The following is a 17,016-nucleotide window of genomic DNA, read 5'->3' as shown; positions in this document are numbered from 1 at the left end:
ACAAGCGCGCGATGACCGAGGACCACTCTGCCCTGCTCGCGGAACTGCACGACACGAGCGAGAACGACCGGATCTGGCGCATCACCGAAGACGCCCTGCAAGAGCTCGTGGACCCCGAGGCCGCTCACGCCATCGGCGCCGCCCGCTACGAGCGCACCGAGGACCGCCTGGGCCACCGCAACGGCACCCGCCCCAAGACCTTGGCCACGACCGCCGGGGACCTGAACCTGCGCATCCCCAAGCTGCGCACCGGCTCCTTCTACCCGAGCCTGCTCGAGCGTCGGCGCCGCATCGACGTCGCGCTGTTCGCGGTGGTGGCCGAGGCCTACGTGCACGGCGTCAGCACTAGGAAGGTCGACGACCTCGTCGCGGCGCTGGGCGTGGCATCCGGGATCGGCAAGTCCGAGGTCTCCCGGATTTGAACCGACCTGGACACCGAGGTCGCCGCCTTCCGGGACCGGCCCCTGGGCGAGCAGACCTACCGGTACGTCTTCTTGGACGCCACCTACTGCAAGGCCCGGGTGAACCACCGCGTGGTGTCCCGGGCGGTGGCTATCGCCACCGGGGTGACCGCCGCAGGTCATCGTGAGGTCCTCGGTGTCGATGTCGGTGACAGTGAGGACGAGACGTTCTGGAAGGCGTTCCTGACGGGTCTGGAGCGCCGCGGGCCGGGCGGGGTGCAGCTGGTCATCAGTGACGCCCACAAGGGGCTGAAGAAGGCGATCGCGAAGTCGATGTCCGGCGCGAGCTGGCAAAGGTGCCGGGTGCACTTCGCGCGCGACCTGCTGGCCCATGTGGCCAAGGCCGACGGTGAAGTCGTCACCGCCTGGGGGCACCTCCCGCTTGCGGGGGACTACCGCACGGTGTTCGCCCAGCCGTCCGCTGCGGGCGTGATGAGCCAGTGGGACTCCGTCGCGAGCACGTTCCAGGCCACCCACCCCAAGGTCGCCGCGGTCATGGACGGCGCCCGCGAGGACGTGCTGGCCTTCACCGGCTTCCCGACCAGCCACTGGCAGAAGATCTGGTCGACCAACCCGTTGGAGCGGCTGAACAAGGAGGTCAAGCGGCGTACCGACGTGGTGGGGGTCTTCCCCAACGACGCCGCCCTGCTGCGGCTGACCAGCTGTGTGCTGATGGAGGCCCACGATGAGTGGGCCGCCGGTGAGCGGCGCTACCTGTCCGAGGCGTCGATGGCGGCGTTGACCGGGGAGAACGTCACGTCCTTGCCGGCCATCCCCAGCACCGTCACGGACAGCGTCAGCGGGATCGACACCGGAGCCGCTATGACGGCATGATCCCCACCGGCTGACCCCGCACGGTGAGAACGATCTGCACCACTGCAGGGGACGTGACCGGCATCCGGGCGTGCTCGGCCTGGCTGACGTCAGCCAGTGCGGCGGCTCAGCGTTCGACGATCGAGGTCTTGACCGTGACACCACCGGCCGACTGAGTGCGCAGCCAGGTACAAGCCCGATCCACTCCCTCAGCACTACCCGTCACCTCGAACGAGTCACCGTCTTGGACAGGCAGTGCGCGCGGGTCAGCAACATCGCCGGCGCTGTCCACGTCGAACTGCTGCATCGCGGCGTTCTCACAGGCCTCCACCGCCGCTGCGGCAGGCGCCTGAGACTCGCCCTGTGAGCAAGCGGTCAGCATCGTGGTCATCGCGGCGACAGCAACAGCGACCGCGACTGTCGCTCGTCGATCGCGCCGCAGACCGAGAGCAGGACTCTCACGGCCAGGCGCGGTAGTCGTGTCGTCAGCGCCCCGCGGCCTTCCGCTCTTCACGGCCTCATCATCTGAGCTGGGCTGGCAGTGAACTCCTCTCATGCGGCGACACGCCGCGCGGAGGTATGCCCGCTGAGCGGTCTGTCTGCGAGACATGACGTCCCTCCAGGCGGGGTGGTGCTGACTCGGGCGGCGGCTCGTCCTGGGCGGTGCGACCGGCCCTGGCGCCCGGCGAAGCCCACGACGGACGACGGGGCATGTCTGGGGACCTGTCCGGGTCAGCCGAGGTCGGTGATGAGGCTGACCGCGACGGCCACCAGGACGGTGCCGAACAGGTAGGACAGCAGGGCGTGGCCCAGGGCCACCTTGCGCATCGAGGTGTCGGTGATCTGGACGTCCGGCACCGCGTAGCTCATGCCGACGCCGAGCGCCGCATAGGCGAAGTCGCTGTACGCCGGCGGCTCCTGCTGGCCGAAGTCGATGCCGCCGTCACCACCGGTGTAGTACCAGCGCGCGTACTTGAAGGCGAACACCGTGCACACCAGTCCCCAGGACAGGACCACCACGACGACGCTGAGCACGACGGTGACGGCCCCGACGGCGTCGGAGGAGCCCGACCGCACGAGCCCCTCGACGACGGCCCCGAGGCTGATGACCGTGGCCCACAGCACGGTGGCGTCCGTCGACCGTGTCCGGCCCTCCTCCTCGGCCACCTGCTTGGTCCCCCGGGCGTCGCGCGGCCAGCACGTGCGCCACACCCACACCAGCAGGCCCCCTGCGGCGACGCACCACCCGAGCAGGAACGCCAGGCCGGGTGCTCCGACGACCGTGCTGAGGCCACCCACCACCGCGCCCGCACCCAGGCAGGTCACCAGGCGCCGCCACGACAGGACCTGCTGTCCGCGGACCGAGTCCGTCATGTCTGCTCCTCGCGCGCACCGGGGCCGCCGCGCTGGACCTCGCCTCCCCCACCGAAGCATCCGGCGGGTGCCGCAGACATCGGCAGACCTGCCGATGCGCCCACCCCCGCTGCGGGCGTGACATGGAGGAGCGCGACGTCGAGCACGGGCGCCGGCGCAGCAGGTGGAGAGGAGCCAGGCCATGAAGGCAGTCGTCTACGAGGGCCCGCGCCAGGTGAGCGTGAAGGAGGTCCCCGACGCGCGCATCGAGCGCCCCACCGACGTCTTGGTCCGCATCACGACGACGAACATCTGCGGCTCGGACCTGCACATGTACGAGGGCCGCACGGACTTCGAGACCGGGCGGTGGTTCGGGCACGAGAACATGGGCGAGGTGGTCGAGGTCGGCGCCGGCGTCGACAAGGTCAGGGTCGGTGACCGCGTCGTCCTGCCGTTCAACGTCGCCTGCGGCCACTGCAAGAACTGCGAGCACGGGCTGACCAACTACTGCCTGACCGCCCAGCCGGAGCCGAGCATGGCGGGTGCCGCGTACGGCTTCGCTGACATGGGCCCCTGGGCGGGCGGCCAGGCCGAGCTGCTGCGGGTGCCCTGGGGCGACTTCAACTGCCTGCGGCTGGGGGAGGACGCCGACGAGAAGGCCTCCGACTACGTGATGCTCGCCGACATCTGGCCCACCGGGTACCACGCGACCGAACTGGCTGGTGTCTCCCCGGGCGACCAGACGGTCATCTACGGCGCCGGCCCGGTCGGGCTGATGGCGGCGCTCTCGGCCACGGTCCGCGGCGCGAGCAAGGTCATGGTCGTCGACCGGCACCCGGACCGGCTGCGGCTGGCCGAGTCGATCGGTGCGATCGCCATCGACGACTCGACGGTGGACCCGGTGCAGGCGGTCCTGGAGCAGACGATGGGCCTGGGGGCCGACAACGGCTGCGAGTGCGTGGGCTACCAGGCGCACGACCCCTCCGGTGAGGAGCGCCCGAACGACACCATGAACAAGCTGGTCGCCTCGGTGCGCTTCACCGGGAAGATCGGCTCGATCGGCGTCTTCGTCCCGCAGGACCCCGGTGGTCCCGACGAGCTGGCCAAGAACGGGCAGATCGCCTTCGACTACGGCCAGTTCTGGTTCCGGGGCCAGCACATCGGCAGCGGCCAGGCGCCCGTCAAGAAGTACAACCGCCAGCTGCGCGACCTCATCGCCGCGGGCAAGGCCTCGCCGTCGTTCATCGTCAGCCACGAGCTGCCGCTGGACCAGGCCCCCGAGGCCTACCGGCACTTCGACGCCCGCGACGACGGCTGGACCAAGGTCGTCCTCAAGCCGGCGGGGGCCTGACGTGGCGGTCCAGGCCCCCCTCACCCGCTCTCTGCACGCGGTGCGATCGGTCCGGTCAGCCGCCGGCGGGTCGACGGGTCGCGCGAGCGGGAGGTCACGGGGGCTCGCCGGCTGGCTGGCCGTGACCGTGCTCCGCCCACCGGGTGAGATCGACGTCGAGCATCTCCCCGCACCGCTGGCCTCCCTGCGCGGCAGGATCGAGGTCTCCGTCCGCCCGGCCAGCCACGGCCGGGGCACCGAGCTCTCCGCCCGGCTCCTCGACGCACCTCCGGCCAGCAGGCTCGCCCGGCTGGGCGGGAGGGACGCCGAAGCGGACCTGCGCCGGGCGCTGCGCGAGACCAAGCAGCTCCTCGAGGTCGGGGAGGTGCTCGCCGTCGACCCCGCCCCGCACGGCGAGCGCAGCCGCACACCCGGGGGCTCGCTCATCGAGCGCTGGACGACAGCGGCTCCCAGGGCGGGTGTGCGGTGAAGGCCCTCACGTGGCGCGGCGTCAACGAGGTGGCGGTCGAAGACGTCCCCGAGCCGACCATCCTCAACGACCACGACGCGATCATCGAGGTGACCCTCAGCGCCACCTGCGGCTCGGACCTGCACCTGCTCGGTGGGTACATCCCGGCGATGCGCTCTGGTGACGTGCTCGGGCACGAGTTCATGGGCACGGTCGTCGAGGTCTGGCCCGGGGTCCGCGAGCGCCGGGTCGGGAAGCGCGTGGTGGTGGTCTCCTTCACCAGCTGCGGTCGCTGCTGGTACTGCCAGCAGGGGCTCTTCTCGCTGTGCGACAACGGCAACCCGAACCCGGGCATCACCGAGGCGCTGTGGGGGCAGGCGATCGGCGGCTGCTACGGCTACTCGCACGCCATGGGCGGCTACGCCGGCAGCCATGCGCGCTACATCCGGGTGCCCTACGCCGACCAGGGGGCCTTCCCGGTCCCCGACGGAGTCTCCGACGAGCGGGCGCTGTTCGCGTCGGACGCGGCACCGACCGGGTGGACCGGTGCCGACCAGGCCGGCGTCAAGGCCGGTGACACCGTCGCCGTGTGGGGTGCGGGCGGCGTGGGGCAGATGGCGGCGCGCGCGGCGGCGCTGATGGGCGCGGAGCGCGTCGTCGTCGTCGACAGGTACGCCAACCGCCTCGAGCAGGTCCGCACCCACATCGGCGCGGAGACCCTGGACTACTCGCAGGTGGACGTGCCCGCAGCGCTGCGCGAGATGACCGGGGGGCGCGGGCCGGACGTCTGCATCGAGGCGGTGGGCATGGAGGCGCACGCGAACGGGGTGGTGCACCTGGTCGACCAGGTCAAGCAGCAGCTGCGCCTGCAGACCGACCGTCCCGGGGCCGTGCGCGAGGCGATCTACGCGTGCCGCAAGGGCGGCACGGTCTTCACCCTCGGCGTCTTCGGCGGGTTCGTGGACTCCTTCCCCCTGGGGGCGGTGATGAACAAGGCGCTGACCCTGCGCGGCGCCCAGCAGCACGGGCACCGCTACATCCCCGAGATCCTGGAGCGGATGAGCCGGGACGAGGTGAGGACCGAGCACCTCGCCCCGCACGTGATGCCCCTGGAGGAGGGGCCGGCCGGCTACCGGATGTTCAAGGAGAAGGAGGACGGCTGCGTGCGCTCGGTGTTCCGCCTCGACGCATGAGCCGTCGCTGAGGGGCCAGTGGTGGGTGGTCGACGGGGACGTCTCGCCGACCACCCACCCCTGGCTCCTGCACCTCGTCAGACTGGCAGACGACGCGCCCGAGGGGTAGGAACGTCCGGGGGACGCGCCGGCCGGTCCAGCACGGGCGGAGACCCGGCGCTGCACGCCCTGTGCCCGGAGGAGCCTCGTGCTCGAGACGGCCACCCCGGAGCTGGCGGAAGCGGGCTCCTCCACCACGACGGTGCAGGAGCGCGCGCAGAACGTGCTCGACGCGCTGGCGCACCACGTGCCGCACGACGCTGCGTGGGTCGCCCCCGAGCACCCCACCAGGCAGCCGTGCGTCTCGCAGGCGAGCACCCACGACGACCGCAGCACCGCGGCCCCCCTGCCCGGGCCGACGGCGGCCCACGACGTCGACCTCACCCAGACCGACCGTCCCCGGCCGCCCCTGAGCCCGTCAGACCTGCCCCACCTGGCCGCCGAGCTGCTCGCCGTGGCCCTGGTCGACCACCACCACCACCGCCACACCGGGTTCGTCGCGCTGCTGCGCAGCTCCCGCCGACCACCCGAGGAGGCGGCACGGCGCGCCCTGCACCACCTCGTCCCCGTGCCAGCAGCTGGAGTCGACCCCCTGCGCCAGCTCGCCGCAGCGGCCCGCCTCCTCAGCGGCGCTCGGGCCGGGGCAGTGCTCTACCCGGGGGAGCAGCTCGGCGACCTCCCGGGCCTGCCGGCTGACGCGCTCCTCGCCCCCGGTTCGCCGCTGCTGCCGGTCACCCGCTCCTTCCTGACCGTCGGCCGCGCCTCCAGCTCCTTCCTGTGGCCGTGCGGGGGGCGGCACGCACCCGACGGGCACTCCCGCGTGACGGTCCTGGTGGACGAGCAGCAGTCCTCTGCGTCGGCGCTCGGGGCGGTGGTCCTCTCCCCCGCGACCGGGGACTGCCGAGGACTGACCGCCCGCGAGCTGGAGGTCGTCGGGCTGCTGGTGGAGGGCCTGTCGAACGCGCAGATCGCCCGCCGGCTCGTGCTGGCACCTGGGACGGTCGCCACGCACGTCGAGCACGTGCTGCACAAGCTCGACGCACCGAGCCGGACCCTGGCCGCCGTGCGGGCAGACCGCCAAGGGCTCTACGTGCCGGCGCCGCTGAGCGCACGACGCGACGCGGGCGACGGGCACCCGGGCGTGCTGCGGTGACTGCTGTGGCCGCGGGGGACCCCCCGCCGGCCGGCGCGATCACCGCACGGCGCACGGCGATCGACTACCTTCGGCGAGATCGCGGTGGCCGCTGTGGTGGCCGTGGCCCTCGCGGACGCGAGCTGCGCTCGGCCGAGGCGCGGGACAGGAGGGACAGCGCTGTGGAACCTCGCCCTGGGTCCGCGACCGCGCAGGCTGCTCCGCCGCTGTCGTCCCAGGAACGTGCAGCACCCGCCCCGGAGCTGCCGGCGGCTCCGCCCGCCGAGGTCCCAGACCCGACAGCGGGGGACGAGGTCTTCGACCGCTACGCCCGCCTGGTCACCGCTGTGCTCGGTGTGCCGGTGGGCCTGGTCAGCCTGGTCAGCACCACCGGCCAGGTCTTCCCGGGCGCCGTCGGCCTCCCCGAGCCCTGGCAGCAGACGCGCTGCACCGACCTGTCGCACTCCTTCTGCCAGCACGTGGTGGCCACCGACACCCCGCTCGTCGTCAGCGACGCCCGACAGGACCAGCGGCTGTCCGGCAACCTCGCCATCACCGACATCGGCGTCATCGCCTACGCCGGGTTCCCCCTGCACGACGCGGACGGGGTCGCGGTGGGCTCGCTGTGCGCCATCGACACCACCCCGCGCACGTGGAGCGCCCACGACCTGGCGGTGCTGTCCGACCTCGCCGCCACCGCGTCCAGCGAGCTGGTGCTGCGCCGCACCGTCACCGAGGCCGCCGCCGCCCGAGACTCCGAGCTGGCCGCCCTCGCGAAGGTCAGCGCCACCATCGAGTCGGTGGGCGCCCTGGGCCGCATCGCGCTGTCCCTCAGCGACGCGGAGAGCGTCGAGGAGCTGTCGGTCATCATGGCCGAGCAGGGCCAGGCGGCCCTGGGAGCTGACGGCGGCGCGGTCGCCGTCCCCGCCTCCGGCGATCCGGGGACGCTGGTGTCCTACATCTCCACGAGCCTGGGTGAGGACACCCGCGCGCAGTACAGCCACCTGCCCCTGGACGTCCAGCTGCCGGTCACCCGCGCCGCCCGGACCGCCACGCGGGTGCTCGTCCCCGACCTGGCCACCGCGAGGGCCTGCTCCTCGGCGATGGAGGAGGTGGTTCGCACCACCGGGTGCCAGGCGTGGGCCTCACTGCCGCTCCTCGCCCGCGGGCAGCTGCTGGGCGTGCTCAGCGTCGGGTGGCGCGAGGCCCAGGACTTCGGGACCGACCAGCTGGAGCTGCTGGAGACGTACGCCGGGCAGTGCGCCCAGGCCCTGCAGCGCCTCGCCGCCCGCGAGGCCGAGCGGGCCTCGACGCAGCAGGCCCGTGCGGCCGCTGCCGCCGAGAGGCTCAGCGCCCAGCGCCAGGCATCGCTGGTGGCCATCGCCCAGGCACTGGCCGGCGCCGAGCGGCACGAGGACGTCCTCGCGGTGCTCGACGCCCAGGGCAGCGCTCTGCTGGGGGCGTCAGGCTCCGGCTTGTGCCTGACCGAGCCCGGGGGCACGCACGTGCGCACCCTGGCGACCGCCAGCTTCGACGCCGACCTGCGCGCCCACGTCCAGCGGGTGCCGGCGGACTTCCCGATGCCGATCGTCCACACCGCGACCACCGGTACCGCCCACTACCTGGAGGACCTCGCCACCACGGTGGCCGCCTTCCCCGGCGCGCGTGACCTGTACACCGCCGCGGGGGTCCAGGCCTCGGTGTGCGTGCCGCTCACCGACCGGAGCGGGCTCCTGGGGTCGATGTCGATGGCCTTCCTCGAAGCCCGCACCTGGGACGTCCAGGAGCGAGAGCTGCTAGAGGCCTTCGCCGCGATGACGGGCCAGGCACTGGCCCGCATCGCCTCGCACGCCGCCGAGCAGACCGCGCTGGCCGCTGCCGCTGGCATCGCCGAGACGCTGCAGCGCTCGATGCTCACCCCTCCGCCGGAGCCCGACCACCTCGAGGTGGCGGTGCGCTACGCCGCCGCGGCGGACCACGCCGAGGTCGGCGGGGACTGGTACGACGCCTTCGTCACCGCCGAGGGTCTGACCAGCCTGGTCATCGGTGACGTCACCGGCCACGACATGGCCGCCGCCGCGGTGATGGGCCAGCTGCGCAACCTGGTCCGCGGGATCGCGTTCACGCTGGACCACTCCCCGGCACGGGTGCTGGCCGCCGTCGACCGCGCCGCTGCCGGCCTGGGCATCGACACGGTGGCCACCGCCGTCCTGGCCCAGGTCGAGCAGAGCCCCGAGCACCGGGCCGCGGGCACGCGGCTGCTGCGCTGGTCCAACGCCGGGCACGTGCCACCGCTGCTCATCGAGGCCGACGGCACCACCCGCTACCTGGAGCCGCCCTCGGACCTCGTGCTCGGCTGGGACCCGATGACCCAGCGCCACGACCACGAGGTGGTGCTGGCCCCGGGGATGACGGTGCTGCTCTACACCGACGGGCTCATCGAGCGCCGCGGGGTCAGCCTGGACCGCGGCATGGCGTGGTTGGCCCAGGCCGCCGCGGAGCTGGCCGGCGGGTCCACGGAGGAGCTGTGCGAGTCGCTGGTGGCGCTCGTGGGCGACCACCTGGACGACGACGTGGCGCTGCTGGCGCTGCGCGCCCACCGCGAGGACGCCCCCCGGCCTCGCGCAGCGGGGCCAGCTCGTGTCCCCGACGGGTTGGAGCGAGCACGGCGCGCCGCCCGCAGAGACCGCCTCTGAGGGCAGGGGGCGCAGACGCGTCCGAGAGCTCCACCAGGTGCTCTTCCACGACGCCGACGCCGTCACCGCCGGCGTCGTCGCGCGACCGCCGCGTCCTGGACGACGAGGACGGAGACCACCCGCCGCACGCTCGTGCAGCCCCTCACAGGTGCACGTCGACCGCCGGGTCTCCCTCGGCCCGTCCGTGGGTGCGGTGGGCGTGCTCGCTGCGGCGGCGGTCGAGCCGTCCGACCACCGGCGTGGCCAGCACCCCGTGAACCACCACCGACGTCGCCACCGCGAGCGCCACGACCGCCCACAGCGACTCGCCGGGGAAGTCACCGTGGCCCAGGGCGTACGCCAGGTAGTACAGCGAGCCGATGCCGCGCACGCCGAAGAACGCGATCACCGCCCGCTCGCGCCACCCGCCGTCGGTGCCGATCGTCGAGACCATCCCCACCAGGGGCCGGACCACGACGACCAGCAGCACCGCGACCAGCGCCAGCCGCCACGTCAGACCACCCAGGAGGCCGTCGCTCATCGCCGCCCCCAGGAGCAGCAGCAGCCACGCGGTGAGCATCCGCTCGGTCTGCTCCACGAAGCTGTGGGCCACCTGGTGCGCCCCGTGAGAGCGCTCGGCCGCGCGCAGCGTGACGGCGGCGACGAACACCGCCACGAAGCCGTAGCCGTGCAGCAGCTGCGCCGCCCCGTACGCGAGGAAGGTCACCGCCAGGGCGGTGAAGCCCTCCACCTGCTCGGACAGGCGCAGCGCCTCGACGCGGGAGCGGAAGAAGACCCGACCGAGCACCCACCCGGTGGCGATCCCCACCGCGACGCCGACGGCGAGGCGCAGCAGCAGGTCACCGAGCGCCCAGCCCCAGAGCCAGCTGCCCAGCGCGCCGCCGTGGGCGGCCAGAGCGACCGCGAGGTACACCCCCGGGAACGCCGCGCCGTCGTTCAGGCCGGCCTCGCTGGTGAGGGCGAACCTCACCTCGTCCTCGTCGGAGTCCTCGCTCGGCTCGGCCACCTGGACGTCGCCGGCGAGCACGGGGTCGGTGGGCGCCAGCGCCGACCCCAGCAGGACGGCGGCTGCCAGGGGCAGCCCGCCCAGAGCGCTGCCGGTGACGGCCACCAGGACGATCGTCAGCGGCATCGCCACCGCCAGGAGCCGCCACGTGGTCCGCCACCGGCGCCACCCGACGGGTCTGTCGATCGCCAGGCCCGCCCCCATCAGCGAGATGATCACGACGACCTCGGTGAGGTGCTCGGTCACCGCCTCGTGCTCGACCGGGTCGACCCGCGGCAGCCCGGGCAGGAACCCGATGAGCACCCCCAGGCCCAGGAAGGCCATCGGCAGGCTGAACGCCCGGCCCTGCAGCACACGGGGCAGCACCGCGGCCAGCAGGGCGCTGGCCCCGGCGAGGAGGAAGACGACGAAGGCGGTCACCGCGGGCCGGCCAGGGCCGGAGAGTGCGCAGCTGGAGGGGTCACGGGTGCGCTTTCGCAGGGAGCGGCCCGGACCGGCCGGTGCTTCTGCAGCCCTCGGGAGCCTCCTGACGCTAAGCGCGCTCGGCAGGTGGCGCGCGCTGGAGGGAGGACCTGTGACACCCGCCGAGGGGGTCTCGACCTCCTCGCGACTGCGCTCAACAGGGCGTTGCAGCGCTGGGCTGCCCGGATCGGGCACGGGCGCCTCAGGAGGAGGCGGCCTTCACCCAGCGGCGCCACTCGTCCTGCGGCACGTAGCCCCGGGAGGCCCAGAACTCACGTCCCACTCCGTTGTCCTCGAGCACCATGGCGCAGAAGCGCTGAGCTCCCAGGGCGCGCAGGCGCTGCTCCGCTCGGGCCAGGAGCAGGCCCCCGATGCCGCGTCCGCGGACGTCGGGGTCGACCGCCAACCGGTACAGGTTCGCGCGCCAGCCGTCCCACCCGGCGATGACGGTGCCGACGACCCGCCCGTCGAGCTCGGCGACGACCAGCGCCTCGGGGTCGCGCTCGACCAGACGGACGACGGCGTCCAGCTCGTCCGACGGTCGGGCGGCGTTCTCTCCCGCACGCGCCCAGAAGTCCAGCAGGACCCCGGCCTCGTCCGTGCGAGCGGCTCGCACCACGACGTCAGTCATGGCGTGATCCTCGCGGCCGGTCGTGCCGAGGTCCTCGGCGCACGAGCGCTCGTCGTCGTCCTCGTCACCACCAGCCGACCTGCGTGCCGAGGATGCGCAGCAGCGCCACCACCCCGAGCACCACGATGGCGCCGCGCAGGGCGTTCGGGGGGAGGCGCCGCCCGTAGCGCGCGCCGATGGCCCCTCCCACCAGTGACGACGCGGCGATGAGCGCCACCACGAGCCAGTCGATCGTCTCGGAGCCGAAGATGATGTAGAAGGCCGCCGAGACGACGTTGACCACCAGCGTGAGCACGTTCTTGAGGCCGTTGATGCGCTGCAGGGACTCGTCGAGGAGGCTGCCGAGCACCGCGATGAGCATGACGCCCTGCGCGGCGGTGAAGTAGCCGCCGTAGACGCCGATGAGGAGCGTGGCCAGCAGCGTCACCGCGACGAGCCAGCGGGAGGAGCGCACGGGGCCGGCGTCGGGACCGTGCTCCGCGGCGATCTGCGCGGCGCGGGCCTCGGTCCGGCGCCGCAGCCGGGCCTGCAGCCGCGGCTGCAGCACCACCAGCACGAGCGCCAGCACGATGAGCGCGGGCACCACGGTCTCGAAGGACGACTCCGGCAGCTGGAGCAGCAGCACCGCGCCGACCGCTCCGCCGACCGCTGAGGCCGGCAGCAGCAGCGCCAGCCGGCGCCCCTGCCCGCGCAGCTCGCGGCGGTAGCCCCACGCCCCGGAGACGCCCCCGGCCACGAGGCCGATGCCGTTGCTCACCGTGGCGACCAGCGGCGAGTACCCCAGCGCCACGAGCACGGGGAACGTCACGAGGGTGCCGGAGCCGACGACGGCGTTGATGGTCCCCGCCCACAGCCCGGCGAGCAGCACCAGGGAGATCTCGAGCCACGTCACGGGCGGCGACACTACGTGCCGCCTGAGGTGGTGGGCCGTCGGTGCCGGGCCCCACACTGTGCGCGTGGTGGGGGACCGCGTCGAGGACGTCGCTGCTGCGCCCGGGCTGCTCTCCCCCGAGCGCGCTGAAGCGCTGCTCGAGGCCCTGCCGAACGGGTTCGCCCTGCTCGACGCCGACTGGCGCTTCACCTGGGTCAACGCCGCGTCGGCGCGGCTGGCCGGCTCGACCCGCGAGGCGATGGTCGGGTCCGTCGTGTGGGACGTGCTGCCGGGGTCGCGCGGGTCCGCCGTCGAGGGCGCCTGGCGCACGGCGATGGCCCAGCAGCGCGAGACGGTGGTCGAGGTCCACGCGTCGGTCGACCCTCCCCTGTGGCTGGAGGTGAGGGCCTGGCCCGACGGCGACGGGCTGGCCACGAGCACCACCGACGTCACCGCGCGCCACCTCGACCGCGAGGCCGCCGAGCGCAGCTCGCGCCGCAACGGCCTGCTGACCCGGTCCGGCGCGGAGCTCGGGGGCGCCGTGGGCGTGCGGGAGGCCAGTGAGCGCCTCGCGCACCTCGTCGTGCCGGCGCTGGCCGACTGGTGCGTCGTCAGCGAGGTCGAGGGAGACGACCAGCTGCTGCGGGGCGCGGTCCGCACCGCCGGCTGGTGGCACCGCGACTCCCGCCGGCTCCCGCTGGTGGCCCGGCTGGCCCTGGAGACGTCTGCGGTCGTCGACCAGCCCCGGGCCAGCACCCCTGACGGCGCGCAGGCCGCCGCGCGCGAGGTGTTCCAGCCGCTGCTGCAGGGCCGCCCGGTGGTGCTCACCCGGGGAGCCGCCGACGTCATGGCCGCCGCGGTCACCGACCCCGGCGCGCGCGCCGCCATCGCCCAGCTCGACCCCTCGTCGCTGGTCGTCGTGCCGCTGCGCGGCCGGTACGGGCTCGTCGGGCTGCTCTCGTGCTACACCGACCAGGGCCGTCCAGCCCCGGACGCCGAGGACGTCGCGCTCATCACCGACCTCGCCCGCCGCGGCGGGCTGGCCGTGGAGTCGGCCCGGCTGCGCGACGAGCAGCAGCGCCTCGGAGAGGCGCTGCAGCGCTCCCTGCTCACCGCTCCCCCGCTGCTGCCGGGCTGCGAGGTGGCGGTGCGGTACGTGCCGGCCGCGCACAGCGCGCACGTGGGTGGCGACTGGTACGACGCCTTCGCCCAGCCCGCCGGCCCCGTGCTCGTCGTCGGCGACGTCGTGGGTCACGACAGCCGCGCGGCCGCCGACATGGGGCAGGTCCGCGGCATCCTGCGGGGCCTCGGCGTGGCCGACGACACCCCGCCCGCGGAGCTGCTGGCCCGCGTCGACACCGCCATGGCCAGCCTGGGCGTGGAGACCACGGCGACGGCGGTCGTGGCCCGGCTCGAGCGCGAGGCACAGCACCTGACCACCGGCGGAGCCGTCCTGCGCTGGTGCAGCGCCGGGCACCTGCCGCCCCTGGCGGTGGAGCCCGGGGGGCCGGCGCGGGTGCTGCCCGGCCGGTCAGGGCTGCTGCTGGGCATGGAGCAGCTCACCGGCGGGTCGGTGCGCAACGAGCACGTGGCCGAGCTGGCTCCGGGGTCGACGGTGCTCCTGTGCACCGACGGCCTCGTGGAGCGCCGCGGCACCGCTCTGGACGCCGGGCTGGAGCAGCTGCGCGCTGCGCTGGAGGCCTTCCGCGACCTCCCGCTCCAGCAGCTGTGCGACGCCGTGGTGCGCCGGCTGCTGCCGGCCCACCCCGAGGACGACGTCGCGCTGCTCGCCGTCCGGCTGCGCCCCGCGTGAGCGGGCGGCTCAGGCGGGGGGCGTCGTGAGCACCTCTGCGCCACCGGGCGTGATGAGGACGGTGTGCTCGCTGTGCGCTGTGCGGCAGCCGGTGGCGCTGCGCAGCGTCCAGCCGTCGTCGTCGGTGACCAGCTCGGCGGTGTCGACCATGGCCCACGGCTCCAGCGCCAGCAGCAGCCCCGGCCGGAGCTTGTAGCCCCGCCCGGGCTCACCGTGGTTGGCGACGTGCGGGTCCTGGTGCATGGTCGAGCCGACGCCGTGGCCGCCGAAGTCGAGGTTCACCGGGTAGCCCGCCGCGGTGAGGACGGTGCCGATGGCGTGGGAGACGTCCCCGACGCGAGCACCCGGTCGTGCGGCCTCGACGGCGGCCGCGAGCGCCCGCTGGGTGGCGTCGATGAGGGCGGTGTCCTCGGGGGTGGGCCGCTCCCCCACCACGAAGCTGATGGCGGCGTCGGCCACCACGCCGCGCAGCGAGAGCGCGAGGTCGAGGGAGACCAGGTCGCCGTCGACGAGGGCGCGGTCGTGCGGGAGGCCGTGCAGCACGGCGTCGTTGACGGAGGTGCACAGGTGGTGGCCGAACGGCCCGCGGCCGAAGGAGGGGGCGTAGTCGACGTAGCAGGAGACCGCGCCGGCCTCGCGCTGCATCTCACGGGTCCAGGCGTCCAGCTCGAGGAGGTTGGTGCCGGCGCGGGTGCGGGCGCGCAGCTCCGCGAGGATCCTCCCGACCAGCGCCCCGGCGGCCCGCGCGTGCGGCACCTGGGTGGCGTCCATGACCTCGATCACCGGTTCACGCTCATCACGAACGGGATACTAATACCGGTATAGCATTCACGCATGGTCCGGGTGCCCCTCACTCCTGACGAGCTGGAGCGCGGCCAGCGCCTGGGCGCGCTGCTGCGCGAGGCCCGCGGTGACCGCACGGTGCTCACCACCGCCCTCGACGCCGGCATCTCCCCCGAGACGCTGCGCAAGATCGAGACGGGGCGCATCGCCACCCCGGCCTTCCCCACCGTCGCCGCGGTCGCCGGTGTCCTGGGACTCTCCCTCGACGCGCTGTGGGCGCAGCTGTGCGACCACCCCGCACACCCCGCCCAGACCACCCAAGACGACGACGGCGAGCGCCTCGTCTCCTGACCGCCGCGCGCTACGGGGCGTGGGACCCGCGGTCGGCCTCCTGGGCCACCACGGCGTCGGCGTCCTTGAGCCGGTGCAGGCCGCTCACCGCTCGCGACGTGCGGGGGTTCTTCGCCAGCACCCCCTCGTGGCGAGCGGTGAACGCCCAGTACCCGCCGGTGAAGGGGCAGGCGTCCTCGCCGAGCCGCTTCTTCGGGTCGTAGGGGCACCGACCGCAGTAGTCCGACATCTTGTCGATGTACGCGCCGCCCGACCAGTACGGCTTGGTGGCCATCACCCCGCCGTCGGCGTGCTGGCTCATGCCCACCACGTTGGCGGCCATCACCCACGCGTAGCCGTCCACGAACCGCGTCTGGAACCAGTCGGTCATCTCCTGCGGGCTCCACCCGCGGGCCAGGGCGTACCCGCCGAGCACCATGAGGCGCGGGATGTGGTGCGCCCAGCCCTCCTCGCGCACGGTGCCGAGCACGTCGGACAGGCACGCGGCGCGCACCTCGCCCCTCGCGTCCAGGTCGGCGAACCACTCCGGCAGCGGCTCGGTGGCGCCGAGCTCGTTGCGCTGCCCGTAGTCCTCGCCGAGGTGCCAGTACAGGTGCCACACGTACTCGCGCCAGCCCACCACCTGGCGCACGAAGCCCTCCGTGCTCGCCAGGCGCGTCCCATGCTCGCGGTGGTGCGCCTCCGCGCGCTGGACCACCTCCACGGGGTGCACCAGGCCCAGGTTGAGCGGCACGGACAGGAAGGAGTGCGCCATCCACCGGTCGTCGGCCAGCATCGCGTCCTCGTAGGTGCCGAACGCCTCCAGCCGGTGCTCGAGGAAGTCGCGCAGCACGTGCAGCGCCTCCCGCTGCGTCACCGCGAAGCGGCGAGGGCCGTCCTCGCCGACGAACCGCACGCCCTCGTCGCGCGCCATCCGGTCCAGGTCCTCGCGGACCTGCGCGTCGACGTCGTCCTCGCGCGGCCACCACGGCTCGGGGACCCCGGCCACCTCGCGCAGGGTGCCCGTCCGCGGGGCCGGCTCGCGGTTGTCGTGGTCGTAGTTCCACTGGCCGCCCAGCGGCTCCCCGTCGCCCTCGAGCAGCAGGTGGTGGTAGCGCCTGACCTCGCGGTAGAAGTCCTCCATGAGCAGGCGCTTCTGGCCGGGCTCGCCGCGCCGTCCCGCCCAGTGGGCGAACTCGCCCTGGGTCACGGCCCACCCCCGGGCCGGGAGCACCCGCAGGGGCAGCAGGTCGGAGCTCCCAGCGCGCTCGACGTCGTCGTCGTGGCGACCGGACAGCGACCGCACGAAGCGGCGCGCGGCGTACGACGTCGGGTCGCTCACCGAGAGGCCGGCAGCGCGCTCCTCATCGGTGAGCTGCTCGGCGGCCTGCGCCAGGCCCTGGCGGTAGGTGGCCGCACGCACGTGCACCGCCTGCTCCCCGAGCTCGGCGGCGCGGTGGCGCATCGCGGACAGCACCAGGTGCGCCTTGCGGCGGTGGACGGTGCGGCGCGCGAAGACCCGCGTCGACTCCACGAGGACGGCCCGCTGGTGCGGGTCGTCGAGGAAGTGCGGGCCGAGCTGGTCGGCGAAGAGCCACCGGACGGTCTGGGGGGCGCGGTCCTCCGACACCCCC

14 protein-coding genes and 1 pseudogene are annotated in these 17,016 nt (G+C 73.9%); 8 read left to right on the top strand and 7 right to left on the bottom strand.

What is annotated here, in order from left to right:
• The first annotated feature begins 11 nt into the window (after positions 1–11).
• Positions 12–1,295 (top strand): annotated as a pseudogene (locus FMM08_RS04965) (IS256 family transposase).
• A gap of 106 nt (positions 1,296–1,401) precedes the next feature.
• Here the strand turns inward: FMM08_RS04965 and FMM08_RS04960 are convergent.
• Both FMM08_RS04960 and FMM08_RS04955 read right to left on the bottom strand, forming a co-directional pair.
• Positions 1,402–1,665, bottom strand: a complete 264-nt coding sequence (locus FMM08_RS04960; protein WP_147925212.1) for a hypothetical protein — start codon at positions 1,663–1,665, stop codon at positions 1,402–1,404.
• A 341-nt stretch (positions 1,666–2,006) separates the two neighbouring features.
• Positions 2,007–2,648: a DUF1345 domain-containing protein gene (locus FMM08_RS04955; RefSeq protein ID WP_147925211.1), complete on the bottom strand. Its 642-nt coding sequence runs from the start codon at positions 2,646–2,648 to the stop codon at positions 2,007–2,009.
• Between the two features lie 181 nt (positions 2,649–2,829).
• Here FMM08_RS04955 and FMM08_RS04950 point away from each other — a divergent pair, with 181 nt between their 5' ends.
• The 5 genes from FMM08_RS04950 (at position 2,830) to FMM08_RS04930 (ending at position 9,486) form a co-directional block, all read left to right on the top strand.
• Positions 2,830–3,978, top strand: coding sequence for a glutathione-independent formaldehyde dehydrogenase (locus FMM08_RS04950; protein WP_147925210.1), 1,149 nt, complete (start codon positions 2,830–2,832; stop codon positions 3,976–3,978).
• A 121-nt stretch (positions 3,979–4,099) separates the two neighbouring features.
• Positions 4,100–4,447: a hypothetical protein gene (locus FMM08_RS04945; RefSeq protein ID WP_222710412.1), complete on the top strand. Its 348-nt coding sequence runs from the start codon at positions 4,100–4,102 to the stop codon at positions 4,445–4,447.
• Positions 4,444–5,619 carry a zinc-dependent alcohol dehydrogenase gene (locus tag FMM08_RS04940; RefSeq protein ID WP_147925208.1) on the top strand — a complete coding sequence of 392 codons (1,176 nt, stop codon included), beginning with the start codon at positions 4,444–4,446 and terminating at the stop codon, positions 5,617–5,619. The genes FMM08_RS04945 and FMM08_RS04940 overlap by 4 nt, the downstream gene beginning before the upstream one ends.
• Before the next feature lie 187 nt (positions 5,620–5,806).
• Complete coding sequence (locus tag FMM08_RS04935) at positions 5,807–6,811, top strand: helix-turn-helix transcriptional regulator (protein ID WP_147925207.1); 1,005 nt, start codon at positions 5,807–5,809, stop codon at positions 6,809–6,811.
• Between the two features lie 161 nt (positions 6,812–6,972).
• Entirely contained in the window at positions 6,973–9,486 is a 2,514-nt protein-coding gene (locus FMM08_RS04930) for a SpoIIE family protein phosphatase (protein WP_147925206.1), read from the top strand.
• 142 nt (positions 9,487–9,628) lie between these two features.
• On the opposite strand, the gene FMM08_RS04925 is transcribed toward FMM08_RS04930, so the two are convergent.
• The 3 genes from FMM08_RS04925 to FMM08_RS04915 form a co-directional block, all read right to left on the bottom strand.
• Complete coding sequence (locus tag FMM08_RS04925) at positions 9,629–10,912, bottom strand: cation:proton antiporter (protein ID WP_147925205.1); 1,284 nt, start codon at positions 10,910–10,912, stop codon at positions 9,629–9,631.
• Positions 10,913–11,156: 244 nt separating this feature from the next.
• Complete coding sequence (locus FMM08_RS04920) at positions 11,157–11,585, bottom strand: GNAT family N-acetyltransferase (protein ID WP_147925204.1); 429 nt, start codon at positions 11,583–11,585, stop codon at positions 11,157–11,159.
• 64 nt (positions 11,586–11,649) lie between these two features.
• Positions 11,650–12,477, bottom strand: coding sequence for a sulfite exporter TauE/SafE family protein (locus tag FMM08_RS04915; RefSeq protein ID WP_147925203.1), 828 nt, complete (start codon positions 12,475–12,477; stop codon positions 11,650–11,652).
• Between the two features lie 64 nt (positions 12,478–12,541).
• Between FMM08_RS04915 and FMM08_RS04910 the strand changes: the two genes are divergently transcribed.
• Positions 12,542–14,269: a SpoIIE family protein phosphatase gene (locus FMM08_RS04910; RefSeq protein WP_187279544.1), complete on the top strand. Its 1,728-nt coding sequence runs from the start codon at positions 12,542–12,544 to the stop codon at positions 14,267–14,269.
• Between the two features lie 9 nt (positions 14,270–14,278).
• Here the strand turns inward: FMM08_RS04910 and map are convergent, their stop codons facing one another.
• The gene (map, locus tag FMM08_RS04905) at positions 14,279–15,040 is read right to left on the bottom strand and encodes a type I methionyl aminopeptidase (protein ID WP_439653549.1); all 762 of its coding nucleotides are present in this window, start codon (positions 15,038–15,040) and stop codon (positions 14,279–14,281) included.
• A gap of 63 nt (positions 15,041–15,103) precedes the next feature.
• Between map and FMM08_RS04900 the strand changes: the two genes are divergently transcribed.
• Positions 15,104–15,403 carry a helix-turn-helix domain-containing protein gene (locus FMM08_RS04900; protein WP_147925200.1) on the top strand — a complete coding sequence of 100 codons (300 nt, stop codon included), beginning with the start codon at positions 15,104–15,106 and terminating at the stop codon, positions 15,401–15,403.
• Between the two features lie 10 nt (positions 15,404–15,413).
• Here FMM08_RS04900 and FMM08_RS04895 read toward each other — a convergent pair whose 3' ends face one another.
• Positions 15,414–17,012, bottom strand: a complete 1,599-nt coding sequence (locus tag FMM08_RS04895; RefSeq protein WP_147925199.1) for a cryptochrome/photolyase family protein — start codon at positions 17,010–17,012, stop codon at positions 15,414–15,416.
• Positions 17,013–17,016 lie beyond the last annotated feature (4 nt).

This window comes from Quadrisphaera setariae, from assembly GCF_008041935.1.
In the GTDB taxonomy this organism is placed as follows: domain Bacteria; phylum Actinomycetota; class Actinomycetes; order Actinomycetales; family Quadrisphaeraceae; genus Quadrisphaera; species Quadrisphaera setariae.
The sequence above is the reverse complement of the archived record's forward strand: the minus strand, read 5'-3'. Positions and strand labels throughout refer to the sequence as shown.

Excerpts from the sequence above, each read along its gene's own strand:
- FMM08_RS04900 (WP_147925200.1), top strand. The coding sequence starts at position 15,104 with ATGGTCCGGGTGCCCCTCACTCCTGACGAGCTGGAGCGCGGCCAGCGC.
- FMM08_RS04920 (WP_147925204.1), bottom strand. The coding sequence starts at position 11,585 with ATGACTGACGTCGTGGTGCGAGCCGCTCGCACGGACGAGGCCGGGGTC.
- map (WP_439653549.1), bottom strand. The coding sequence starts at position 15,040 with ATGGACGCCACCCAGGTGCCGCACGCGCGGGCCGCCGGGGCGCTGGTC.
- FMM08_RS04960 (WP_147925212.1), bottom strand. The coding sequence starts at position 1,665 with ATGACCACGATGCTGACCGCTTGCTCACAGGGCGAGTCTCAGGCGCCT.
- FMM08_RS04955 (WP_147925211.1), bottom strand. The coding sequence starts at position 2,648 with ATGACGGACTCGGTCCGCGGACAGCAGGTCCTGTCGTGGCGGCGCCTG.
- FMM08_RS04950 (WP_147925210.1), top strand. The coding sequence starts at position 2,830 with ATGAAGGCAGTCGTCTACGAGGGCCCGCGCCAGGTGAGCGTGAAGGAG.